This window comes from Pseudomonas sp. WC2 (assembly GCF_050586545.1).
Taxonomy (GTDB): domain Bacteria; phylum Pseudomonadota; class Gammaproteobacteria; order Pseudomonadales; family Pseudomonadaceae; genus Aquipseudomonas.
Genome location: NZ_JBOBDR010000012.1, coordinates 181425 through 203337, shown reverse-complemented (window position 1 = coordinate 203337; position 21913 = coordinate 181425). Strand labels below are relative to the sequence as shown.

Sequence of the window (21913 nt, the reverse complement as noted above, 5' to 3'; positions counted from 1 at the left end):
AAGCGATGGCGGGACTTTTGCCTGATGCACTTTTATTGGCCTGACCGGCCCCTTCGCGAGCAGGCTCGCTCCCACCTTGGAATGCAATCCCCTGTGGGAGCGAGCCTGCTCGCGAAGGCTTTCACACGGTTTCAAACCAGTTTGTTGTCTTGTTGGTCAGCAATTTGCATTGGCCTTGTCCACACACAACAAAATGGAGTTCGAGTTCATGCAAATACGTCCGCTGCACAAACTGCTGTGCGCCGCCCTCGGTTTGGGGATCAGCCTGAGCGCCAGCGCTGCCGATCCGCTGAAGGTCGGTTTCGTCTACATCGGCCCGATCGGGGACCACGGCTGGACGTATCAGCATGAGCAGGGGCGCAAGGCACTGGCGGAGAAGTTCGGCAATCAGATCACCACCAACTACGTCGAGAACGTCGCTGAGGGCGCAGACGCCGAGCGGGTGATCCGCAACATGGCCAAGGACAAGTACGACCTGATCTTCACCACCTCTTTCGGCTACATGAACCCGACCCTCAAAGTCGCCAAGCAATTTCCCAAGGTCACCTTCGAGCACGCCACCGGCTATAAACAGGACAAGAACCTCGGCACCTATCTGGCGCGCACATACGAGGGGCGCTACGTCGGCGGTTTCCTTGCGGCGAAGATGACCAAGACCAAAAAGATCGGTTACGTCGCCTCCTTCCCGATCCCCGAGGTGATCCGCGACATCAACTCGATTCAACTGGCACTGAACAAATACAACCCGGGCACCGAGATTAAAGTGGTGTGGGTCAACTCGTGGTTCGATCCGGGCAAGGAAGCCGACGCGGCCAACGCACTGATCGATCAGGGCGTCGACGTGGTGTTCCAGCACACCGACAGCCCGGCGCCGATTCAGGCCGCCGAACGTCGTGGCGTGTACGCGGTGGGTTACGCCTCGGACATGGCGCACTTCGGCCCGAAAGCGGTGCTGACCTCGATCGTCAACGACTGGGCGCCGCACTATATTCAAGCGACGCAAAGCGTGATCGACCACACTTGGAAATCCCAGGATTACTGGGGCGGGTTGAAGGAAGGCACGGTTGAACTGCCGATCAGCGATCTGGTGCCAGCGCCGGTGAAAGCCGAAGCCGAGCAGATCATTGCCGACATCAAGAGCGGTGCGTTGCAGCCGTTCACCGGGCCGATCAAGGATCAGGCTGGCGTCGAGAAAATCCCCGCAGGTGTGAGCGCCACTACTGCGGAACTGGCGTCGATGAACTATTACGTTGAAGGCATGAAGGCTGAGATGCCGAAGTAATCTACCTGACCCCGATCGTTCCCACGCTCTGCGTGGGAACGATCACAAACTCAGCGTATTCAAGGATTGTGTATGGATCAGCTTCCGATCATCGATATCAGCCCGCTCTACGGTGACGACGAAAACGCCTGGCCTGCCGTGGCTGAACAAATCGACCACGCCTGCCGCGAATGGGGTTTCTTCTACATCAAGGGTCATCCGATTTCCGCGCAGCGCATCGACGCGGTCCTCGATCACACCCAGCGTTTCTTCGCCCTGCCCGCCGCAGAAAAACTCAAGATCGATATCACCCAGACCCGCCACCATCGCGGTTACGGCGCCATCGCCACCGAGCAACTCGACCCGAGCAAACCCAGCGACCTCAAAGAAACCTTCGACATGGGCCTGCACTTGCCGGCCAACCATCCCGACGTGCTCGCAGAAAAACCGTTGCGCGGGCCGAACCGTCATCCAGCTCAAACCGGATGGGCTGAATTGATGGAGCAGCACTACCTCGACATGCAGGCCCTCGCACAAACCCTGCTGCGAGCAATGACTATCGCACTGAACATCGAACGCGACTTCTTCGACAGCCGCTTCGTTGATCCGGTCAGCGTCCTGCGCATGATCCACTACCCACCGCGTCACACCGCGAGTTCCGCCGAGCAACAAGGCGCCGGTGCGCACACCGATTACGGCTGCATCACCCTGCTCTATCAGGACAGCGCCGGTGGCCTGCAAGTGAAAAACGTCAAAGGCGAATGGATCGATGCGCCACCGATTGACGGCACGTTCGTGGTCAACCTCGGCGACATGATGGCGCGCTGGAGCAACGACCGTTATCGCTCGACGCCGCATCGAGTGATCAGCCCGCTAGGGGTGGATCGCTACTCGATGCCGTTCTTTGCCGAGCCGCACCCGGAGACGCGCATCGAATGCCTGCCCGGTTGTCAGGACGCACAGCATCCGGCGAAATATCCGACCACCACCTGCGCCGAATTCCTGCTGTCGCGCTTCGCCGATACCTACGCTTATCGGCGCGAGCAGGAAGCCGTTTGATGGATCGCTTGGTCAGGTTTTGCCAATTGTTTCGGCGCGCATCTGTAGAATGCCGTCATTGCACCTGATGAGAAAAGAATATGTACGACTGGCTCAACGCCTTGCCCAAGGCTGAACTGCACCTGCACCTGGAAGGCTCGCTGGAGCCCGAGCTGCTGTTCGCCTTGGCTGAACGCAACAAGATCGCCCTGCCGTGGAACGACGTGGAAACCCTGCGCAAGGCCTACGCCTTCAACAACCTGCAGGAATTCCTCGACCTGTACTACCAGGGCGCCGATGTATTGCGCACCTCGCAGGATTTCTACGACCTGACCTGGGCTTACCTGCTGCGCTGCAAAGCACAGAACGTGATTCATACCGAACCGTTCTTCGACCCGCAGACCCACACTGACCGGGGCATCCCGTTCGAAGTGGTGCTCAACGGCATCGCCGCCGCGTTGAAGGATGGCGAGCAGCAACTGGGCATCACCAGCGGTTTGATCCTCAGCTTCCTGCGCCACCTCAGCGAAGAAGAAGCCGAGAAAACCCTCGACCAAGCGCTGCCGTTCCGTGACGCGTTTGTTGCTGTCGGTCTGGACAGTTCCGAGATGGGTCATCCGCCGAGCAAGTTCCAGCGTGTGTTTGATCGAGCTCGCCACGAAGGCTTCCTGACCGTTGCCCACGCTGGCGAAGAAGGCCCGCCGGAGTACATCTGGGAAGCCATCGACCTGCTGAAAATCCAGCGTATCGACCACGGCGTGCGCGCCATCGAAGACGAGCGCCTGATGCAGCGGATCATCGACGAGCAGATCCCGCTGACCGTGTGCCCACTGTCGAACACCAAACTCTGCGTGTTCGATCACATGTCGCAGCACAACATTCTCGACATGCTCGAGCGTGGCGTGAAGGTCACGGTGAACTCCGATGACCCGGCGTACTTCGGTGGTTATGTGACCGAGAACTTCTACGCGCTGCATGAGCACTTGGGCATGACCCAGGATCAGGCCAAGCGCCTGGCGCAAAACAGCCTGGATGCGCGCCTGGTAAAACCTTAAGCAACACCAAAGAACCCACTGTGGGAGCGAGCCTGCTCGCTCCCACAGTGGGTTCTTTGTTTAGCCTGGGATTTGGGCTTCAGTCAGCTCCTCCAGGGTTTTCCCCCGCGTCTCCATTCCGAACAACCACACCACCCCTGCCGCGATGGCGAAGCACGCCGCGCCCAGCGCAAACACCCCGCCCTGCCCGGTTATCGGGAACACCAGCCCGGTCACCAATGGCCCGAGCAGCGACCCCACGCGGCCAATCGCCGACGCAAACCCGGAGCCGGTAGCGCGCGCGGAAGTCGGATACAACTCCGGCGTGTAGGTGTAAAGCACCGCCCACATACCGAACAGGAAAAACTGCATCAACAACCCGGTGCTGATCAGCAGCGCCACGTTGCCGCCGAACACCGCGCTCTGGCCGTAGAGAAACGCCATCACCCCGCCGCCGAGCAACGTGACGATGCACACCGGTTTACGCCCCCAACGCTCGACCAGCCACGCCGCCATCAGAAACCCGGGGATCCCGCCCAGTGAGATCAGCACCGTGTAATACACCGACTGCGTTACGGCAAATCCCGACTGCTGCAGCAATGCACTCAACCACGACGTCAGCCCGTAGAAACCGAGCAGCGCGAAGAACCACAAACTCCAGATCATCGTCGTACGCTGGCGATACTGCGGCGACCAGATCTGCTTGAGCGCCGAGAAGAAGTTGCCCGGTGGCGTCACCGTGCGCGGCAAGCGAATCGGCTCCGGCAGCGCTGCACCGCCCAGCGATGCGCGCACCCGCGCTTCGATGCCGTTCAACACCTTGTCCGCCACCTCATCGCGCCCGGCCTGTTCCAGCCAGCGCGGCGACTCGGGAATGAAAAAGCGGATCGCCAGCACAAACACTGCCGGCACCGCCAACACCAGAAAAATGTCGCGCCAGCCAATCAATGGCAGCAGGAAATACGACAACACGCCTGCCGCGACAAAACCCAATGGCCAGAAGCCGTCCATCAAGGCGATATAGCGCCCGCGCCGCTGCGCCGGAATCAGCTCCGAAAGCATCGATTGGGCAATCGGAAACTCCATGCCCATGCCAATCCCCAACAGAATCCGGAACAGCGTCAGCGTCTCGACCGTCTGCGCCGTCGAGCACAGGTAACTGGCGAGCCCCCACAACACGATGCTCCACTGGAACACCGGTTTACGCCCGAAGCGGTCGGCGAGCATCCCCGACAGCGATGCGCCCAGGACCATGCCGAAAAAGCTCGAACTGGCGAGCAAACCCGCCTGGGCGCTGCTCAAGCCGAATTCGGCTTTGATCGAGCCCAGCAGGAACGTCATCATCGCCAGGTCCATGGAGTCGAAGAAGAACGCCAGGGCGATGATGATGAAAATGATCCGGTGATAACCGCTGACTGGTAGACGTTCCAGTCGTTCTGCCGCGCTAAAGCGTTGAGTGTCCATGCCGTGCCCCCCCATCCGAAAAAGTCCCCGGATCGAGTGTGCGCGATGGTCATTCGAAGGTCGTACTGAATGCGACCTGCTTGCAATCGTGGGCGACGTCCAGCCACAAGGCCGGCGCGACGACCTCTCTACAACGCCATTTCCAGCTCGGTTTCCTTGGCAAAACGATGGATTTCCCGCTGTCCGATGGCCGTCAATTGCAGCGCGCGCGAATCATTGGGCAACGACAGCCAGCCGGACTGCATGAACAGTTGCAACAACGCAGCACCGAGTGTTCCGCCCATGTGCGGGCGTCTCTCGCTCCAGTCCGGACAGGCGCACGCCACCTGCACATTGCGATGGGCCAGCGCTTGGATGAATACGCCACGTTTGGCCAGTTGCGTGGAGCCCTTGTAGGTCACCACCACCCGATGCTCAAGCTGCTCGATCCAGCCGGCATCGAGCAGGCGCTGATAAAGGTCGGCAGCGAGAGTGCCGCCCAAATGGTCATCGCAGAAACGTGCGCGCAACAACGACGACGGCGCGGCCTGGGACCTGGCAATCGGCGTGCTGCGCTTGAACACTTCAGGCACTTCCCGGGGAGCGCTGGCGATGGTGGCACTGGCCAGCGCCTCGATGGCGGCGCCGATCTCCGGAGCGGCCAGGCGAAAGAAACGCTTGCGACCGCGTATTTCGATCTTCAACAGACCGCCAGCGGACAAACGCCCCAGATGGGCACTGGCCGACGAGGGCGAGAGACCTGCCAGCAGCGCCAGCTCTTCGGTTTGCCGGGCCGAGCCATCCATCAACGCCCACATCATCGCGCTGCGCTTGGGGTCGGCCAGCAACGTGGCGATCTGGCTGATGCAAGGTGCATGTTCCATGTGTTCACTCCCTGTTGAATCGTATCGTCTACTGCTCGGAGACATCTTGGCCGCTAATGAGTCATCGGCCAAGACGCGAAAAATCGCCATGAACCGGGGCAAGGCAGGCCACTGACGCAGCCTGCTCCGGCGCAGAACCCGCAGCAGTTGCGCGACCGTCACTCGAAGACTGGCGGCGCGGTGCAAGCGTCTCCGGGCCGGGGTGTCGGTGCTGGTCTGAGGCGGGCGCTAGTATAAGCGGGATAGCCCCCGCGTCCCGCGCCGGGGCCTGCGCAGGTGGTGATTGTTCCTGACAGAAATTTCTCTATTTACCTGCGACTAATGAGCAACTTCCGAAAAAACGGGAAATTGACTACTCAAATCAGCGCATCGGCTGGCGAGCATTTCCCTGAGAAGGTTCACCGGCTTACTCAATTGTGCGCGATGGGCGCACAACAAATTCAGCGGAGCGCGCTCGCACAGCAGCTCCGGCAGCAGCACTTTGAGCCGCCCGGCGAGGACATCGGCGCCCACATCCAGCCACGACTTGTAGGCAATCCCGGCGCCGGCCACTGCCCACAGGCGCACCACATCGGCGTCATCACTGAAGCGGTCACCGCTGACGGTCAGTCCGACTTCACGTTTGCCGTCGTGAAAACTCCAATGGTCATGAACCCGGCTGCCGAGCATGTACAGCAGGCAATTGTGCTGGGCCAGTTGTTCGAGCTGGCGCGGTTCGCCGTGCCGCGCGAGATAGGCCGGGGAGGCACACAGCACGCGGCGGTTATGCGGGGCGATGGGCAAGGCGACCAGGCTCGAGTCTTCCGGTTCGCCATAACGCAGAGCGATGTCCACTGGCTGGCGGAACAGGTCGGCGATGCGATCGCCGAGCAACAAACGCACGGTCAGCTTCGGGTGCTCGCGCTGGAATTCATCGAGCCATGGCAGCAACAGGTTGCGCCCGAAGTCCGAAGGCGCCGACAACTGCAAAACGCCGCTGACCTGATCCTGCCCACTGGCGAGCAAGCGCCGGCCTTCATCCAGATTGCTCAACGCCGCCCGGGCGTATTCGAGAAAGCCCTCACCTTCGGCCGTCAGGCGCAGGCTGCGGGTCGATCGGGCCAACAAGCGCGCGCCCAATTGCTGTTCGATCCGTTTCAACGCCGCACTGGCCACAGCCGCAGACATGTCCATCACCCGCGCAGCCGCCGACAGACTGCCCAGATCCGCCGCCCGGACAAACAACTGCAAGTCATCGAAACGCAGCATTTCAGCCTCGATTATCAAAAAAATATTGAAAGAGACTGCTCTTTTAGCCGGTTTTATCTCGCAGAGAAATAGCCAATCATCTGGCCATCGCATTCAGTCCGCTTTTCAGGAGTCGAGCATGTCCCAGCCCTTCACCGCCATAGCCACCCTGGTCGCCAAACCCGGCCAACAGGATCTTCTTGAGCACGGCCTGCGCGCATTGGTTGCACCGAGCCGCGCCGAAGCCGGTTGCAGCCAGTACGACTTGCACCGCGACCTCGCCGATCCGCAGGTTTTCTATGTGATCGAACACTGGGCCAGCGAAGAAATTCTGCAAATACACAACGCCAGCGCCCATTTTCAGAACTTCCAGGCCACTGCCGGCCACACCATTGAACACTTTGAGCTGAAGCGCCTCGGCGCGATTGGCTGATTTCTTCTTCTATTACCTGTACGGAGCCCTTCATGAAAGCCATCGCCTACTACGCTTCCCTGCCGATCAGCGACGCAAAATCCCTGCAAGACATCGAACTGCCAGAACCGCTCGCCGGCCCGCGCGACCTGCTGGTGGAAGTCAAAGCCATTTCGGTCAACCCGGTCGACACCAAGGTGCGGCAGAACGTGGCACCGGAAAACGGCGCGGCGAAAGTGCTGGGCTGGGACGTTGCCGGTGTGGTCAAGGCTGTCGGCAGCGACGTGACGCTGTTCAAGGCGGGCGACAAAGTTTTCTACGCCGGTTCCATCGCCCGCGCCGGCGGCAACAGTGAACTGCACACGGTGGATGAGCGCATCGTCGGCCACATGCCGAAATCCCTCGGTTTCGCCGAAGCCGCCGCGCTGCCACTGACCGCGATCACCGCGTGGGAATTGTTGTTCGAACGCCTGCAAATCCGCGAAGGCAAAACCGATGAAGGCCAGAGCCTGTTGATCGTTGGCGCGGCGGGCGGTGTAGGGTCGATCCTCACTCAATTGGCCAAGCAGTTGACCGGTCTGAACGTGATCGGCACCGCGTCCCGCGCACAGACCCGTGACTGGGTCAAAGCACTGGGCGCCGACCTGGTGATCGATCACAGCCAGCCGCTGAGCGAAGAACTGAAGCGCGCCGGCATCGACAACGTCACCCACGTCGCCAGCCTGACGCAAACCGATCAGCATCTGGATCAACTGGTCGAAGCGCTCGCCCCACAAGGCAAACTGGCGCTGATCGATGATCCGAAGTCGCTGGACATCACCAAGCTCAAACGCAAGAGCCTGTCGCTGCACTGGGAGTTCATGTACACCCGCTCGCTGTTCGAAACGGCAGACATGATCGAACAGCACAACCTGCTCAACCGCGTCGCCGAGCTAATTGACGCGGGGACGTTGAAGACCACCGTGGGTGAGCATTTCGGTGTCATCAATGCGGCCAACCTGCGTCGGGCGCATGAGTTGCTGGAAAGTGGTAAAGCCAAGGGGAAAATTGTTTTAGAAGGTTTCTAAGCTCAAAAAATGAAGCCCTCGGCAGCACCTACAGGGGCTGCCGAGAGCTTTTTGCCGTCAGTCAGATGCTTGACCGTTGTCACAATTGCGACCGTATTCAGGACTACAATCGAAGCCTCTGCGATACATCTTTTACGCGAGGGAGGTCAGCAATGAAGATCCTGATGAAAGAAGTGGCAAAGTCTCAATGGCAGGTTCGTCTGGACCAGCACGCCGTGACATTTCGCAGTGAAGCCGAGGCACTGGCCTTCACCCGCACCCTCGAAGCGCGACTTTGCGCGCCCCATGAGATTCCCGACCGCAGCCAGCAGCGCGCTGCCGGCTGAGGTTTCACGCTTCGGCCTGAGCTTGCGCCAGCGCCCGCGCGTTCTGCAGACGCCGGGTGAGCATTGCCACGCACACCACCAGCACACCGCAAATACTGATGACGATCGCCATCGGTACAGCCGTGCCATCGTGCAGCACCCCCACCAGTGCGGAAGCACCAGCGGCGACGCTGAACTGCATACAACCGAGCAACGCCGACGCACTGCCGGCGCGCCCGCCCTGCCCGTTCATCGCGCACGCGGCAGCGTTGGGGCTGATGCAGCCGAGGCTGGAAACACAGATGAACAGCGGAATCAGCAGCGGCCACAGGGATTCGGTGTGCATGGCGCTGACCGCGAGCAACGTCAGCCCCGCCGCCAGATACACCCAGACCGCACGCGCCAGCAGGAAGGCCGGGCCACGCTTGGCCAACATCCGCGCATTGATCTGCGCCACCAGAATGAAACCCGCCGCGTTAGTACCGAACAGCCAGCCGAAATGCTCGGCCGGCACGCCATACAGTTTGATGAAGATAAACGGCGAACCGGCGATGTAGGCGAACATCCCGGCGATGGCGATGCCACCGGTCAGGGCATGACCGAGGTAGACGCGATCCTTGAGCAGGCGACCGTATTGGCGCAATGCACCGGATAACGGTTGGCGCGGCATGTGCGCCGGCATGCTCTCCGGCAGACCCAGCGCCACGGCCAGGCCGGCCAATGCGCTGAACCCGGTCAGCACCAGGAAGATCGACTGCCAACCGGTGGTATTGACCAGCAAACCGCCGAGCATCGGCGCCAAAATCGGCGCCAGGCCCATCACCAGCATCAATTGCGAGAAGACTTTCGCTGAACCCACCGCGTCGCATTTGTCGCTGACCACCGCGCGGGAAATCACCATCCCCGCACAGCCGCCTAACGCCTGGACGAAGCGCGCACCGATCAGCCATTCGAGGTTCGGCGCGTAGGCGCAGGCCAGCGAGGCCAAGGTGAACAGCGCGAGCCCCACGAGCAACGGAATACGGCGGCCAAAGCGATCCGCCACCGGGCCGTAAAGCAGTTGGCCAATCGATAACCCGGCGAAATACGCCGCCAGGGTCATCTGCACATGTTTCTCGTCGGTGGCGAACGCCAGCGCCATCGAGGGAAATGCGGGTAAATAGAAGTCGATGGCCAAGGGCCCGAAGGCGGTCAAGGCACCGAGAATCAGAATGGTACGGAAGTTCATCAGGCATCCAGTCAGGCAAGTCGGCAGCCCGACAGTCTAGCTGCGCCCGGACGCCTTGAACATTCCGATAGCTCGCTAACTATAAAACTTCAGACGAGTTTCACGGCATAGCCTTCTTCGCTGATGAGCTCTATCACCTGCTCGGCACTCAGCGCGCTTTCGACGCCGACCTCTTTCGCCGCCAGATCGACCCGCACGCTGGCCGCCGGATCTTTGGCCTGCACGGCGTTGGTGATGGCTTTGACGCAGTGACCGCAGGACATGCCTTGAACATTGAACACTTGCATGGAAAGACTCCTTTGAGTGAGGTTGCCGGCAGTCTCGAGCTTGCCACGATGGCAAGGTCAAGTTCTTGAATAAACTGCCGGGCTGGCAATCGGCGCCGCGCTCGGCCAAGCTGCGTACATCAATGACTCGATTCAGGAGATTCAGCCATGCGCTGGTCAGCTTTCAGCCTGTTTGGCTTTCTCAGTCTCTTTGCCGCCGTCCCGCAAGTGCAAGCCGCTGGCGAGGACTACGCGGTGCTGATCATTTCCCGCGAGCGTCTGGAAGTCTCGACTTCCTGCGAGATCGGCGTGTACATCCAGGATCAGCTCTCGGCGCGGTTGCTGCAGGAGCAAAGCATTTCCTTCAACCTGCCGCCGGGCACCGTGTCGCTGCGCCTGAAGTTGCTGCCGGGACAGGTGGCCGGGTGCAATCCGGGGATGCTCGCGCCGGGTTCGCAGGAGATCAAACTGCATGCTGGTGATGTGCTGAAGTATCGGTTGGCGATGAATTCCGAAGGCGTCTACTTGAAGCCTGCGGCTCTCGAATACTGAGTCGCTAGCCGAAGGCTGCGATCTTTGATCGTTCCCACGCTCTGCGTGGGAATGCAGCCAGGGACGCAGAGCGTCCCGATGCGTGACGCAGAGCGTCACAGGAGGCGTTCCCACGCAGAGCGTGGGAACGATCAGGGTAGGAAGATTGGCGCTTGACCTTGCCCGCATGGCAAGGTTGATCCTTGTAGGCATCCACTACAGGGAGTACGACCGATGTCCGATTCCATCACGTTCGATCTGCCGATTGCCGGCATGACCTGCGCCAGTTGCGCCGGTCGGGTCGAGCGGGCCTTGAGCAAAGTCAGCGGCGCCAGTGCGGTCAGCGTCAACCTCGCCACTGAGCAGGCCCGAGTACAGGCGCCGGGCGACAGCCTTCCCGCCTTGATGGAAGCGGTCGAACGCGCCGGTTACAGCGTCCCGCAGCAAACTGTCGAACTAAATATCGAAGGCATGACCTGCGCGTCCTGCGTCGGTCGCGTCGAACGTGCCCTGAACAAAGTCCCCGGTGTGAAAGGCGTCAGCGTCAATCTGGCCAACGAGCGTGCGCACCTCGAACTGCTCGGTCAGGTCGACCCACAAACCCTGCTCGATGCCGTGAGCAAGGCCGGTTATTCGGCCAGCGTCTGGCAAGGCGAACACCCGCAAACCGATCACCAGCAACAGAAGCTCAAGCACGAACGCTGGGCGCTGATCTGCGCAATCGCCCTCGCCCTGCCGCTGGTGGCGCCGATGCTGCTGCAACCGTTCGGCATCTACTGGATGCTCCCGGCCTGGGCGCAATTCGCCCTCGCCACGCCGGTGCAGTTCATTTTCGGTGCACGTTTCTATGTCGCCGCGTGGAAAGCCGTGCGCGCCGGCGCCGGCAACATGGACTTGCTCGTCGCCCTCGGCACCAGCGCCGGTTATGGCTTGAGCCTGTACGAATGGGCCACTGCTGCCGGGCGTATGCCGCATTTATATTTCGAAGCGTCGGCGGTGGTCATCGCTTTGGTGCTGCTCGGCAAATACCTCGAGAGCCGCGCCAAACGCCAGACCGCCAGCGCCATCCGCGCCCTCGAAGCCTTGCGCCCGGAGCGGGCGATACAAGTGATCGATGGCCGCGAACAGGACGTCGCCATCAGCGCCCTGCGCCTGAATGATCTGGTGCTGGTCAAACCCGGTGAACGTTTCCCGGTCGACGGCGAGGTCATCGAAGGGCAGAGCCATGCCGATGAAGCCCTGATCAGCGGCGAAAGTCTGCCGGTGCCGAAGCAACCGGGGGACAAGGTCACCGGCGGCGCGATCAACGGTGAAGGTCGCTTGCTGGTGCGCACTCAGGCCCTCGGCGCCGAAACCGTGCTGGGGCGCATCATTCGCCTGGTCGAGGACGCACAAGCGGCAAAAGCGCCGATCCAGAAACTGGTGGATAAAGTCAGCCAGATCTTCGTGCCGACGGTGTTGCTGATTGCCTTGGCGACACTGATCGGCTGGTGGCTACATGGCGCACCGCTGGAAACCGCACTGATCAATGCGGTCGCTGTTCTGGTCATCGCCTGCCCGTGTGCCCTTGGTCTGGCGACGCCGACCGCAATCATGGCCGGCACCGGTGTCGCGGCGCGCCACGGCATTCTGATCAAAGACGCCGAAGCGCTGGAACGTGCCCATGAAGTCAGCAGCGTGGTCTTCGACAAGACCGGCACGCTGACCTCCGGTACGCCGCGCATCGCTCATTTCAGTGCAGTCGACGGCGATGAAAACAACGTGCTGACACTGGCCGGCGCCCTGCAACGCGGCAGCGAACATCCGTTGGCCAAAGCGGTGCTCGACGCTGCTGCCGAACGCGAACTGAATATTCCGGCTGTCAGCGACAGCCAATCCATGACCGGTCGCGGCATTGCCGGCAATCTGGATGGCCGACGTTTGGCGCTGGGCAATCGCCGGTTGCTCGAAGAAAGCGGCCTCAGTGCTGGCAACCTGAGCGAATCCGCCCGAGCCTGGGAAGCCGAAGGCCGCACCCTGTCGTGGCTGATCGAGCAAAGCCCTGAACCGCGCGTGCTCGGCTTGTTCGCCTTCGGCGACACTTTGAAACCTGGCGCACTGGAAGCCGTGCAGCAACTCGCCGCACGCGATATCCACAGCCATCTGTTGACCGGCGACAACCGTGGCAGCGCTCGCGTGGTCGCCGAGGCGCTGGGCATCCGCAATGTCCACGCCGAAGTGCTGCCGGCGGACAAAGCCGCCACCGTCGCGGAGCTGAAAAAAACCGGCGTGATCGCCATGGTCGGTGATGGCATCAACGACGCCCCGGCCCTCGCCGCTGCCGACATCGGCATCGCCATGGGCGGCGGCACCGACGTGGCCATGCACGCGGCGGGCATCACCCTGATGCGTGGCGATCCGCGTCTGGTGCCGGCGGCGCTGGAGATCAGCCGCAAGACGTACGCGAAGATCCGTCAAAACCTGTTCTGGGCCTTCGTCTACAACCTGATCGGCATTCCGCTCGCGGCGTTCGGCTTTCTTAACCCGGTGCTGGCCGGTGCGGCGATGGCGCTGTCGAGCGTCAGCGTGGTGAGCAATGCGCTACTGTTGAAAACCTGGAAGCCCAAGGATCTGGAGGAGCACCGATGAACATCGGTCAAGCGGCCAAACACAGCGGCCTAAGCGCGAAAATGATCCGCTATTACGAGTCGATCGGTTTGCTCAAAGCAGCCCATCGCACCGACAGCGGTTACCGGGTCTACGGCGAAGACGATCTGCACACCCTGGCGTTTATCAAGCGTTCGCGGGATCTGGGATTCTCACTGGAAGAGGTCGGCAAACTGCTGACCCTCTGGCAGGATCGGCAACGCGCCAGCGCCGATGTGAAGGCCTTGGCGCGCCAGCACATCGACGAGCTGAATCAGAAGATCCGCGAACTCGGTGAGCTGCGCGACACCTTGCAGGACCTGGTCGAACACTGCAACGGCGACCATCGCCCAGACTGCCCGATCCTCAAGGAACTGGCGTCGGGCTGCTGCGCGCAACCCGCCCGCGCCTGAACGCCAACCACTTCACCGCGAGCAAAGTGCCGAGGGGAATGCCGTGGAACAGCATGACCACGGCACCCGGCGTCCACCAGGCGTAGAACGGCGCGGCGATCAGCATGCCGACACCCAACCCGGTCATTTGCAGCAGCGTCAGAAAACTGAAAATCGGCAGGCGCAGAGATTCCGGTTCGCGCTGCAGACGTGACATCAGGCCGACTTCGGAAAAACCGTCGCCCAGCCCCGCCGGCAGCGAAAACAGCAGCAAACCGAAAAGGCTGTGCTGCTGAAACATCAGGATGAAGCCGCAAGACATCAGCGCCACGCCGAAAAAGAATCGACGCTCCAGGTGAACGTTGTCCGAGCCCTTCAGGCGGCTGGCGATTCGCGCTCCGAGCAATTTGCCGCTGGCCCACACCGCGAGCATCAGGCCCAACGTGGTGCTCGCTGAATCCGGCGAGAGCAATTTCGAGATGATCGGAAAACCGACGTTGTGCGCCGCGCTGCCGAGGGTGTCGCCCATGCTCACAGCCAGCATCGCAGCAATCACCGGGGCACTGCGCAGGCAGTGCATCAAGGCCGACCATTCACTGCGCTCAGGTTTTTCGTCGACGATGGTTTTTTCGAAACGCAGCGGCACGATCAGCACGGCCGCCAACAGGTAGGTCAGCGCATTCAGGGCAAACACCGTCTCGAAACCAAAAGCGGCCACCAGCAAACCGGAAACCAGACTGCCCCCCACCATGGCGGCGGATGAGGCCGAGGTGATCCAGGCGTTGGCCCTGAGCAATTGCTCGGCGGGGATCAAACGTGGTAACTGGCTGTTGAGGCCAATGGCGAACATCGAATTGCCCAGGCCCAAGCCGAAAGCAACCACCGGCAAGAAAATCGCCTGCTGTGCGGCGGGCACGATCAGCAGCAAACCGAGCAGGCTGGCGCGCAGCAGATCGAAGGCAATCAACGGCAGGCGCCCGCCCCAACGGCGGTAAAACACGGTGCCGATCAGACTGGCGAATATCCCTCCACCCACGCGGCTCGCAAGAAAGATCCCGACGCTCATGGCGCTGTTGCTTAGCAGGTAGACGTAAGTGGCGAGCGCGACCATGTTGAGGAAAGCGCCGAAATCGGAGATCAATCGAGCGGTGACGATCAGGTGGGTGTTGCGTGGGGTGATCACATTCAGTCCTTGAGTGTGCGGAGGCCGGACAGATTCCCACACAACTATTAGCAACACCACCACCCCCTGTGGGAGCGAGCCTGCTCGCGAAAGCGGTGTATCAGTCAACGAGGATGGTGACTGGTACGGCCCCTTCGCGAGCAGGCTCGCTCCCACAGGGAATTTGGGGTGTTCTCCGGAAAAGTACAGGGCACAAAAAAACCCGGCCGAAGCCGGGTTTCTGTTCAAACGCTTACTGCATCCACGGTGGTGGCGGTGGTTCGTCGGACTTGCCTTTCGGCTCGTCGTCCGCCGCGCGGATGGCCTGCTTGCGTTCCTCGTCGAGGCGCGCCGCTTCGATCTCGCGCAAGACCCCGCCGACATCGGCCAGATCTTCCGGATCATCGAACTCGCCGGTCAGCACGCTGGCCGGGTGCAAAGTGCCGGCTTCGTACAGCGCCCACATTTCTTTCGCGTACTTGGTCTGCTTCAACTCCGGCGCGAAGCGACCGAAATAAGAAGCCATGTTGCCGACGTCGCGCTCGAGCATGCTGAACGCGTGGTTGTTGCCGGCAGCGTCGACCGCTTGCGGCAGGTCGATGATGACCGGGCCGGTCGGTGTCAGCAGCACGTTGAACTCCGAGAGGTCACCGTGCACCAGACCGGTACACAACATCAGCACGATCTGCGAAATCAGGAACGCGTGATATTCGCGCGCCTGATCCGGCTCCAGCACCACGTCGTTCAGACGCGGCGCAGCGTCGCCGAATTCATCGGCGACCAATTCCATCAACAGCACGCCGTCGAGGAAGTCGTACGGTTTGGGTACCCGCACACCGGCACCGGCGAGACGGAACAGCGCCGCGACTTCGGCGTTCTGCCAGGCATCTTCGGTCTCTTTGCGACCGAATTTGGAGCCCTTGGCCATCGCCCGCGCCTGTCGGCTGTTGCGAACCTTGCGGCCTTCCTGATACTCGGCCGCCTGGCGGAAACTGCGTTTATTCGCCTCCTTGTAGACCTTCGCGCAACGTAACTGATTACCGCAGCGCACTACATAAACAGCTGCTTCTTTGCCACTCATCAGTGGGCGCAGCACTTCGTCGACCAGACCGTCCTCGATCAGGGGTTCAATGCGTTTTGGAGTCTTCATCAGCTTTTATTGTGGGTCCTTTATTACCAAACACGCGAATGTCACTCGTTATACGGCAATCCTCGCACCACGGGGAGGGGTTGCCGACCTGTGAACCCTATGAATGCACACACTGTGCCGAAAAAAATCGACCGCTGCGAATCATAGCCGAGCCCGGGTCACTTGTAGTTATCGGCCGTCGAGGGCATTTGCGACAGAATCTGACATGTCGATGCACTGAAGATCCTGTGGGAGCGGGGTCAACGTTCGATAATCGCGGTGACGCCCTGCCCGCCCGCGGCGCAGATCGAGATCAGACCTCGGCCCTTGCCCGCCGCATCCAGCAATTTGGCCAGGTTGGCGACGATCCGCCCGCCAGTCGCGGCAAACGGATGCCCCGCCGCCAGCGAACTGCCTTTCACATTGAGCCGGCTGCGGTCGATCGAACCCAGCGGCGCCTCCAGGCCCAAGCGGGTTTTGCAGTATTCAGGGTCTTCCCAGGCCTTCAGCGTGCACAGCACTTGTGCGGCGAACGCCTCATGAATTTCGTAGTAATCGAAGTCCTGCAAGGTCAGTCCATTGCGCGCCAGCAGGCGAGGCACGGCATACACCGGCGCCATCAACAGGCCCTCGGCGCCGTTGACGAAGTCCACCGCCGCCGCTTCGCCATCGCGCAGATAAGCCAGGATCGGCAGGCCACGTTCCTTCGCCCACTCTTCACTGCCCAGCAGCACCACCGAGGCGCCATCGGTCAGCGGTGTCGAGTTGCCGGCGGTCAGCGTGCCTTTGGCGCTTTTCTCGAAGGCCGGTTTCAGCGCGGCGAGTTTTTCCAGGGTCAGGTCCGGACGCAGATTATTGTCGCGGGTCAGGCCCAGAAACGGCGTCATCAGATCGTTGTGCCAACCCTCGGCGTAGGACGCGGCCAGCTTGTGATGGCTTTCCAGCGCCAGTTGATCCTGATCCTCGCGGGGAATGTTCCACGTCTGCGCCATCAGCTCGCAGTGCTGACCCATCGACAATCCGGTGCGCGGCTCGCCGTTGCGCGGGAACTCGGGGAGCAAATGTTTGGGCCGCAATTGCAGGAAGGTTTTCAGTTTGTCGGCGGTGGTTTTGCCCCGGTTGGCTTGCAGCAGGATTCTGCGCAGGCCTTCGCTGACACTGATCGGCGCGTCGGATGTGGTGTCGACGCCGCCGGCAATGCCGCTCTCGATCTGGCCGAGGGCGATTTTATTCGCCACCAGGATCGCCGCTTCAAGGCCGGTGCCGCAGGCTTGCTGAATGTCGTAGGCAGGTGTTGCAGGAGACAGACGCGAGCCGAGTACGCATTCGCGGGTCAGATTCATATCCCGTGACAATTTAAGCACCGCCCCCGCCACCACTTCACCGATGCGCTGGCCGTGCAGGTTGTAGCGTTCGATCAGGCCTTCGAGGGCGGCGGTAAGCATCGCCTGATTGCTGGCCGTGGCGTACGGCCCGTTGGAGCGGGCGAAAGGGATACGGTTACCGCCAATGATCGCGACGCGGCGCAGCTGACTCATGCATAACTCCTTGTTGATCCGGATTCATTGAGATCCCTGTGGGAGCTGGCTTGCCAGCGATGGGGCCGGCACGTCCAGCATCTACAGTGACTGACACTCTGCCATCGCTGGCAAGCCAGCTCCCACAGGGTCGGTGGTCTACTCTGCTGTTCTAGCGTAGGCCGTATTGCGTGGATCGAACGATTGATTGCCGTCGATAGTCCACACTTTGAACCCCAACTTCTGGAGAGCGTTCCATGTCTGACCGCTATATCGACTTCGCCAACTCGTCCATCGGCCATCGTCTGGTCGGGGCACTGGGCCTGCCGTCGCCGGTGCGGCTGGAACGCTGGCAAGCCGGGCGTCTGCGTCCGGTGGAGGGTGCGCTGCTGATCGGCGGCGGGCCGCTGGCGGAGCGCATCAGCAGTTTCGCCAACCGTTTGACTGACGGCATTTATCGCTACGGCGATCAGCCTGCAAGCGCCACCGAGTGGATTCCCGGCCATGGCCCGAAACTCAAAGCCGTGGTGTTCGACGCCAGTGAGTTGCAGCACACCGACCAGCTCAAACAGCTGCGCGAATTTTTCCAGCCATTGATGAAAAACCTCGAATCCAGCGCGCATCTGGTGATTCTCGGCCGCACCCCGGAAAGCCAAACTGATCCGTTCGCCGCCAGTGCGCAACGAGCGCTGGAAGGGTTTTCCCGTTCACTGGCCAAAGAGTTGCGCAGCGGCGGCACGCTGCAACTGATCTACGTCGGTGAAGGCGCCGAAGATCAACTCGAAGGGCCGCTGCGGTTTTTCCTGTCGCCGAAAAGTGCCTTCGTTTCCGGTCAGGTGATTCGCCTGACGGCTTGTGCGACACCCGTGACAGACTGGACGCGGCCACTGGCCGGGCGCAAGGCGTTGGTCACGGGCGCGGCGCGCGGCATCGGCGCGTCGATTGCCGAGACCCTGGCGCGCGACGGCGCCGAGGTGATCCTGCTCGACGTGCCGCCGGCGAAAACCGATCTCGACGCCCTCGCCGCGCGCCTCGGCGGGCGCAGCATCACCCTGGATATCTGCGCCGAAGACGCGGCCAGTCAACTGATCGAACATCTGCCTGACGGCGTCGACATTCTGGTGCACAACGCCGGCATCACCCGCGACAAGACCCTGGCCAACATGACCCCGGAATTCTGGGACGCGGTGCTGGCGGTGAACCTCAACGCCCCGCAAGTGCTGACCAAAGCCTTGCTCGACAGCGGCACGCTGCACGACAACGCACGGGTGGTGCTGCTCGCCTCGATCAGCGGCATCGCCGGTAACCGTGGGCAAACCAACTATGCCGCGAGCAAGGCTGGGCTGATCGGTCTGGCGCAAGCCTGGGCGCCGACCCTGCTCGAGCGCGGCATCAGCATCAACGCCGTGGCGCCGGGGTTCATCGAAACCCAGATGACCGCGCACATTCCGTTTGGCCTGCGTGAAGCCGGGCGGCGCATGAGTTCGCTGGGCCAGGGCGGCTTGCCGCAAGACGTCGCTGAAGCCGTCGCATGGCTGGCGCAACCCGGCACCGGCGCTTTCACCGGGCAGGCGCTGCGAGTCTGTGGACAAAGTGTTCTGGGGGCTTAAGGCATGAGCATCGAATGGCACACACTGGATCGTGAACCGGGTTTGCCCGGGCTTTACGCGCGGGCGGCGACGCGACGCAAAATCACCGGTACGCAACTGCCCGACAACGGTTTGCGCTGCTGGGTAGATGTCGAGGGCCAACGCCTGGCGGCGTATCGCAAAGTCTGCGGGTTCGCCGATGACGGCTTGTTGCCGCCGACTTATCCACACATCCTCGCTTTTGCCTTGCAGATGCAATTGCTCACGGCCAAGGACTTCCCGTTTCCGTTGCTCGGCCTGATTCACCTGAGCAATCGCATCCGCGTATTACGGCCAATGGGCGGGATCAGCCGCGCGCAAGTCAGTGCGCGCGTACACAACCTGCAACCGCATCCCAAAGGCGCCACGTTTGATTTGCTGACCACACTCGATGATCAACTCGGGCCGTTGTGGGAGGCGGAAAGTCAGATGCTCTGTCGCGGGGTGAAACTCGAAGGCGAGGCGGTTGAGCAGGATTGGCAACCGAGCCAAGCGCTGACGGAAGTTGCACACTGGAAAGCCCCGGCTGACATTGGCCGGCAATACGCCAAGGTGTCCGGCGACTACAACCCGATTCACCTGAGCGCGGCGAGTGCCAAGCTGTTCGGTTTCCCCACCGCCATCGCCCACGGTTTGTGGAACAAGGCTCGCACACTGGCGGCGCTGGCGGATCAGCTACCCAAGGCCAATCTGGAAATCGCCGTGCATTTTCGCAAACCGGTGCGCCTGCCCAGCGAGGTCAGGTTATTGGCCAGCGCCGCAGGTTCCAGTGGCGAGTTGCAGTTGATGGGCGCTGGCGACCTGGAGCACATGGTCGGTCTATGGCAACCGATTGCCTGACGCTCCGGCAGAGCAGCAACAGCCCGTAAATTGTGTATATATCACTTAAGTTTTCCTCGCTATTTCCCCTCTCCCCAAAAAAACTCAGGCCTTGATTTTCAAGGCCTTTTTTTGCCCGTGTATATCTTGGGTATTAGTCGTTAGGCACTGCATTGGCCCTTGTATATAAAGGCGTTAATACCAACTTGAGAATGGTTGAAATCCACGCACCGACTGAAATTACAACCACGGACGAGGCATCACCGGCAACAGATCGGTGAGCCATCGAAGACGACGAACGTTGTGACAGGTGCAAGGAATCTCGATCATGAAAACTCAAGACGTGTGGTGCAAATCGGCAATCGCTCTGGCTTTGATTTTCTCTCTGGGTCTCGCTGGCTGCAGCAGCGGCGGTGGCGGCCATAAAAGCAGCTCGGCCAGTTCGGCGCCGGCCAGCGACACAGCGGGCACCGGAGGTACTGGCGGCACAGGTGGCACAGGTGATACCGCAGGCACAGGCGGAACCGGTGGCACTGGCGGCACAGGCACAACCGATCCAACCAACCCGACCAATCCGACGAATCCAACCAATCCGACAGATCCTACCAACCCGACCAATCCAGCCACCCCAACGCCGCTGGTGACCACCACGCTGGTGCAGGATGTCGGCACTACCGTCGCCGGCGTAGGCGATGGCGTCGGGCAGATTGGCGACTCGTTGAGCACCGTTCCGGTGGTCGGTGGCGTTGTGCAAAGCGTGGCCAACACCACTGGCAATGTCGTCAGCACCTTGGGTGACGGTGTCGGCAACGGCATTGGCAAACTGGCGACCGACTCTAAGGGCCTGACCACCACCGTCGCATCGGTGGGCGGCGTGGTGACGGATGTCGGCAACGGCGTGTCCGACCTCAGCGGCAAACTGGCGACCGCTACCGGCAGCGTTCCGGTGGTCGGCGGCGTGGTCACCAAAGTCGCGCCGCTGCTGGATGGCGTTGGCGAAAAAGTCACCATGCTCGGCAATACCCTCGACACCACACTGACCAATGGCCCGACCAGTCAATTGACCAACCAGCTCGGCAAAAATCTGGTGCCGGTGATTGCGATGGTTGAAAGCACCACCGACAAAGTCGGCAGCGCGACCGGTCTGGGTGATCCACTCAAAGGCTTGGTTCAGAAAGTCGGCGATACCGTCAACGGCGTGGGTGACAAAGTGACTGACGCTGGCAACGGCAATGCTCTGACCAACACCCTCGGCGGTGCGCTGAGCAATGCCGGGACTGCGGTCGGCAAGGCGGGTGGTCTGGTCTCCAACGGCACCGGTTCCGGCACTGGCTCCGGCGGTATTGGCGGCGGTCTCGGTGGCGGACTCGGCGGCACCGGTCTGCTGCAAACTGTCGGTGGCGCGGTGGTCAATGTCGGTGCAGGTCTGAACGCCGGCAGCACCAATGGCGTGGTCAGCGCCGGTGGTGTCAGCGCTGTCGGCCTGGGTAATACCGTGGCTTCGCTGAACACTGTACTGGGCGGCTCGGGCTCACCGATTACCGCTACGACTTCACCACTGGCCACCGTCGGCGCCACTTTGGGCACAGCGCTGAACCCGGTCACCAGTGGCGTGACCAACGTGACTCAACAACTGGGTGCCGCTACCGGTATCGGCTCGCCAGTCGCCGGTCTCACCAGCCAGGTTGGCAGCGCGGTCGGCAACCTCGGCAACACGATTGCCGCCACCAACAATCCGGTGACTACCGCCGTCGGTGGGCTGGTAACCAACGTCGGCAGCACCGTCACCGCCGTCGGCGGCCTGGTCAACGGCGGTGCCAGCGGGGGCACCACCGGTGGCGGTCTGGGCGGTGTACTCGGTGGTCTGACCGGCGCCTTGGGAGGCAACAAACGTTAAATTGCACCTGGCCGATTCGACGGCCTTACCTACAGCGCCTACGCTTGG

The 21913-nt window shown here is 61.5% G+C and carries 20 protein-coding genes; 12 read left to right on the top strand and 8 right to left on the bottom strand.

The window, feature by feature from the left end; genetic code table 11:
• The first annotated feature begins 208 nt into the window (after positions 1-208).
• From ACQ4OE_RS16810 to ACQ4OE_RS16800, 3 genes are all read left to right on the top strand, one after another.
• Positions 209-1282: a BMP family ABC transporter substrate-binding protein gene (locus tag ACQ4OE_RS16810; protein WP_122594978.1), complete on the top strand. Its 1074-nt coding sequence runs from the start codon at positions 209-211 to the stop codon at positions 1280-1282.
• Between the two features lie 72 nt (positions 1283-1354).
• Positions 1355-2320 (top strand): 2-oxoglutarate and iron-dependent oxygenase domain-containing protein, encoded by a 966-nt coding sequence (locus tag ACQ4OE_RS16805; protein ID WP_430947286.1) that lies wholly within the window; start codon positions 1355-1357, stop codon positions 2318-2320.
• An 80-nt stretch (positions 2321-2400) separates the two neighbouring features.
• Complete coding sequence (locus ACQ4OE_RS16800) at positions 2401-3354, top strand: adenosine deaminase (RefSeq protein WP_008082147.1); 954 nt, start codon at positions 2401-2403, stop codon at positions 3352-3354.
• Between the two features lie 60 nt (positions 3355-3414).
• Here the strand turns inward: ACQ4OE_RS16800 and ACQ4OE_RS16795 are convergent, their stop codons facing one another.
• The 3 genes from ACQ4OE_RS16795 to ACQ4OE_RS16785 all read right to left on the bottom strand — a co-directional run bounded on the left by ACQ4OE_RS16795 (position 3415) and on the right by ACQ4OE_RS16785 (position 6908).
• Positions 3415-4797, bottom strand: coding sequence for an MFS transporter (locus ACQ4OE_RS16795; protein WP_430947285.1), 1383 nt, complete (start codon positions 4795-4797; stop codon positions 3415-3417).
• Positions 4798-4925: 128 nt separating this feature from the next.
• Complete coding sequence (locus ACQ4OE_RS16790) at positions 4926-5660, bottom strand: ArsR/SmtB family transcription factor (protein ID WP_430947284.1); 735 nt, start codon at positions 5658-5660, stop codon at positions 4926-4928.
• A 318-nt stretch (positions 5661-5978) separates the two neighbouring features.
• The gene (locus tag ACQ4OE_RS16785) at positions 5979-6908 is read right to left on the bottom strand and encodes a LysR family transcriptional regulator (protein WP_430947283.1); all 930 of its coding nucleotides are present in this window, start codon (positions 6906-6908) and stop codon (positions 5979-5981) included.
• 118 nt (positions 6909-7026) lie between these two features.
• On the opposite strand from ACQ4OE_RS16785, the gene ACQ4OE_RS16780 reads away from it, so the two are divergent.
• From ACQ4OE_RS16780 to ACQ4OE_RS16770, 3 genes are all read left to right on the top strand, one after another.
• Positions 7027-7320 (top strand): putative quinol monooxygenase, encoded by a 294-nt coding sequence (locus ACQ4OE_RS16780; RefSeq protein ID WP_430947282.1) that lies wholly within the window; start codon positions 7027-7029, stop codon positions 7318-7320.
• A gap of 32 nt (positions 7321-7352) precedes the next feature.
• On the top strand, positions 7353-8366 hold the full coding sequence (locus ACQ4OE_RS16775) for a zinc-binding alcohol dehydrogenase family protein (RefSeq protein WP_430947281.1): 1014 nt from the start codon (positions 7353-7355) through the stop codon (positions 8364-8366).
• 152 nt (positions 8367-8518) lie between these two features.
• Positions 8519-8692, top strand: coding sequence for a hypothetical protein (locus ACQ4OE_RS16770; RefSeq protein WP_430947280.1), 174 nt, complete (start codon positions 8519-8521; stop codon positions 8690-8692).
• Positions 8693-8696: 4 nt separating this feature from the next.
• Here the strand turns inward: ACQ4OE_RS16770 and ACQ4OE_RS16765 are convergent, their stop codons facing one another.
• The gene (locus tag ACQ4OE_RS16765) at positions 8697-9899 is read right to left on the bottom strand and encodes a multidrug effflux MFS transporter (RefSeq protein WP_430947279.1); all 1203 of its coding nucleotides are present in this window, start codon (positions 9897-9899) and stop codon (positions 8697-8699) included.
• Positions 9900-9988: 89 nt separating this feature from the next.
• On the bottom strand, positions 9989-10186 hold the full coding sequence (locus ACQ4OE_RS16760) for a cation transporter (RefSeq protein WP_430947278.1): 198 nt from the start codon (positions 10184-10186) through the stop codon (positions 9989-9991).
• Positions 10187-10333: 147 nt separating this feature from the next.
• Here ACQ4OE_RS16760 and ACQ4OE_RS16755 point away from each other — a divergent pair, with 147 nt between their 5' ends.
• The 3 genes from ACQ4OE_RS16755 to cueR all read left to right on the top strand — a co-directional run bounded on the left by ACQ4OE_RS16755 (position 10334) and on the right by cueR (position 13734).
• Complete coding sequence (locus ACQ4OE_RS16755; RefSeq protein WP_016987375.1) at positions 10334-10717, top strand: hypothetical protein; 384 nt, start codon at positions 10334-10336, stop codon at positions 10715-10717.
• A gap of 213 nt (positions 10718-10930) precedes the next feature.
• Positions 10931-13324 carry a copper resistance metal-translocating P1-type ATPase CueA gene (gene cueA, locus ACQ4OE_RS16750; RefSeq protein ID WP_430947277.1) on the top strand — a complete coding sequence of 798 codons (2394 nt, stop codon included), beginning with the start codon at positions 10931-10933 and terminating at the stop codon, positions 13322-13324.
• Positions 13321-13734 (top strand): Cu(I)-responsive transcriptional regulator, encoded by a 414-nt coding sequence (gene cueR, locus ACQ4OE_RS16745; protein ID WP_122594988.1) that lies wholly within the window; start codon positions 13321-13323, stop codon positions 13732-13734. Before cueA ends, cueR begins: the two co-directional genes overlap by 4 nt.
• Here the strand turns inward: cueR and ACQ4OE_RS16740 are convergent.
• The 3 genes from ACQ4OE_RS16740 to ACQ4OE_RS16730 all read right to left on the bottom strand — a co-directional run bounded on the left by ACQ4OE_RS16740 (position 13688) and on the right by ACQ4OE_RS16730 (position 17542).
• Complete coding sequence (locus ACQ4OE_RS16740) at positions 13688-14896, bottom strand: MFS transporter (RefSeq protein ID WP_430947276.1); 1209 nt, start codon at positions 14894-14896, stop codon at positions 13688-13690. The two genes, cueR and ACQ4OE_RS16740, sit on opposite strands and share 47 nt — an antisense overlap.
• A 232-nt stretch (positions 14897-15128) precedes the next feature.
• On the bottom strand, positions 15129-16025 hold the full coding sequence (locus ACQ4OE_RS16735; protein ID WP_122593621.1) for a PA4780 family RIO1-like protein kinase: 897 nt from the start codon (positions 16023-16025) through the stop codon (positions 15129-15131).
• 239 nt (positions 16026-16264) lie between these two features.
• Complete coding sequence (locus ACQ4OE_RS16730; protein ID WP_430947275.1) at positions 16265-17542, bottom strand: acetyl-CoA C-acetyltransferase; 1278 nt, start codon at positions 17540-17542, stop codon at positions 16265-16267.
• Positions 17543-17778: 236 nt separating this feature from the next.
• On the opposite strand from ACQ4OE_RS16730, the gene ACQ4OE_RS16725 reads away from it, so the two are divergent.
• The 3 genes from ACQ4OE_RS16725 (at position 17779) to ACQ4OE_RS16715 (ending at position 21865) form a co-directional block, all read left to right on the top strand.
• Positions 17779-19131, top strand: coding sequence for a 3-oxoacyl-ACP reductase (locus ACQ4OE_RS16725; RefSeq protein WP_430947274.1), 1353 nt, complete (start codon positions 17779-17781; stop codon positions 19129-19131).
• 3 nt (positions 19132-19134) lie between these two features.
• Positions 19135-19989, top strand: a complete 855-nt coding sequence (locus ACQ4OE_RS16720; protein WP_430947273.1) for a MaoC family dehydratase — start codon at positions 19135-19137, stop codon at positions 19987-19989.
• 307 nt (positions 19990-20296) lie between these two features.
• Positions 20297-21865, top strand: a complete 1569-nt coding sequence (locus ACQ4OE_RS16715) for a collagen-like triple helix repeat-containing protein (RefSeq protein WP_430947272.1) — start codon at positions 20297-20299, stop codon at positions 21863-21865.
• Positions 21866-21913 lie beyond the last annotated feature (48 nt).

What these genes read in the sequence shown, in the direction of transcription:
- ACQ4OE_RS16810 (WP_122594978.1), top strand. Translation starts at nt 209, where the DNA reads ATGCAAATACGTCCGCTGCACAAACTGCTGTGCGCCGCCCTCGGTTTG.
- ACQ4OE_RS16805 (WP_430947286.1), top strand. Translation starts at nt 1,355, where the DNA reads ATGGATCAGCTTCCGATCATCGATATCAGCCCGCTCTACGGTGACGAC.
- ACQ4OE_RS16800 (WP_008082147.1), top strand. Translation starts at nt 2,401, where the DNA reads ATGTACGACTGGCTCAACGCCTTGCCCAAGGCTGAACTGCACCTGCAC.
- ACQ4OE_RS16795 (WP_430947285.1), bottom strand. Translation starts at nt 4,797, where the DNA reads ATGGACACTCAACGCTTTAGCGCGGCAGAACGACTGGAACGTCTACCA.
- ACQ4OE_RS16790 (WP_430947284.1), bottom strand. Translation starts at nt 5,660, where the DNA reads ATGGAACATGCACCTTGCATCAGCCAGATCGCCACGTTGCTGGCCGAC.
- ACQ4OE_RS16785 (WP_430947283.1), bottom strand. Translation starts at nt 6,908, where the DNA reads ATGCTGCGTTTCGATGACTTGCAGTTGTTTGTCCGGGCGGCGGATCTG.
- ACQ4OE_RS16780 (WP_430947282.1), top strand. Translation starts at nt 7,027, where the DNA reads ATGTCCCAGCCCTTCACCGCCATAGCCACCCTGGTCGCCAAACCCGGC.
- ACQ4OE_RS16775 (WP_430947281.1), top strand. Translation starts at nt 7,353, where the DNA reads ATGAAAGCCATCGCCTACTACGCTTCCCTGCCGATCAGCGACGCAAAA.
- ACQ4OE_RS16770 (WP_430947280.1), top strand. Translation starts at nt 8,519, where the DNA reads ATGAAGATCCTGATGAAAGAAGTGGCAAAGTCTCAATGGCAGGTTCGT.
- ACQ4OE_RS16765 (WP_430947279.1), bottom strand. Translation starts at nt 9,899, where the DNA reads ATGAACTTCCGTACCATTCTGATTCTCGGTGCCTTGACCGCCTTCGGG.
- ACQ4OE_RS16760 (WP_430947278.1), bottom strand. Translation starts at nt 10,186, where the DNA reads ATGCAAGTGTTCAATGTTCAAGGCATGTCCTGCGGTCACTGCGTCAAA.
- ACQ4OE_RS16755 (WP_016987375.1), top strand. Translation starts at nt 10,334, where the DNA reads ATGCGCTGGTCAGCTTTCAGCCTGTTTGGCTTTCTCAGTCTCTTTGCC.
- cueA (WP_430947277.1), top strand. Translation starts at nt 10,931, where the DNA reads ATGTCCGATTCCATCACGTTCGATCTGCCGATTGCCGGCATGACCTGC.
- cueR (WP_122594988.1), top strand. Translation starts at nt 13,321, where the DNA reads ATGAACATCGGTCAAGCGGCCAAACACAGCGGCCTAAGCGCGAAAATG.
- ACQ4OE_RS16735 (WP_122593621.1), bottom strand. Translation starts at nt 16,025, where the DNA reads ATGAAGACTCCAAAACGCATTGAACCCCTGATCGAGGACGGTCTGGTC.
- ACQ4OE_RS16730 (WP_430947275.1), bottom strand. Translation starts at nt 17,542, where the DNA reads ATGAGTCAGCTGCGCCGCGTCGCGATCATTGGCGGTAACCGTATCCCT.
- ACQ4OE_RS16725 (WP_430947274.1), top strand. Translation starts at nt 17,779, where the DNA reads ATGTCTGACCGCTATATCGACTTCGCCAACTCGTCCATCGGCCATCGT.
- ACQ4OE_RS16720 (WP_430947273.1), top strand. Translation starts at nt 19,135, where the DNA reads ATGAGCATCGAATGGCACACACTGGATCGTGAACCGGGTTTGCCCGGG.
- ACQ4OE_RS16715 (WP_430947272.1), top strand. Translation starts at nt 20,297, where the DNA reads ATGAAAACTCAAGACGTGTGGTGCAAATCGGCAATCGCTCTGGCTTTG.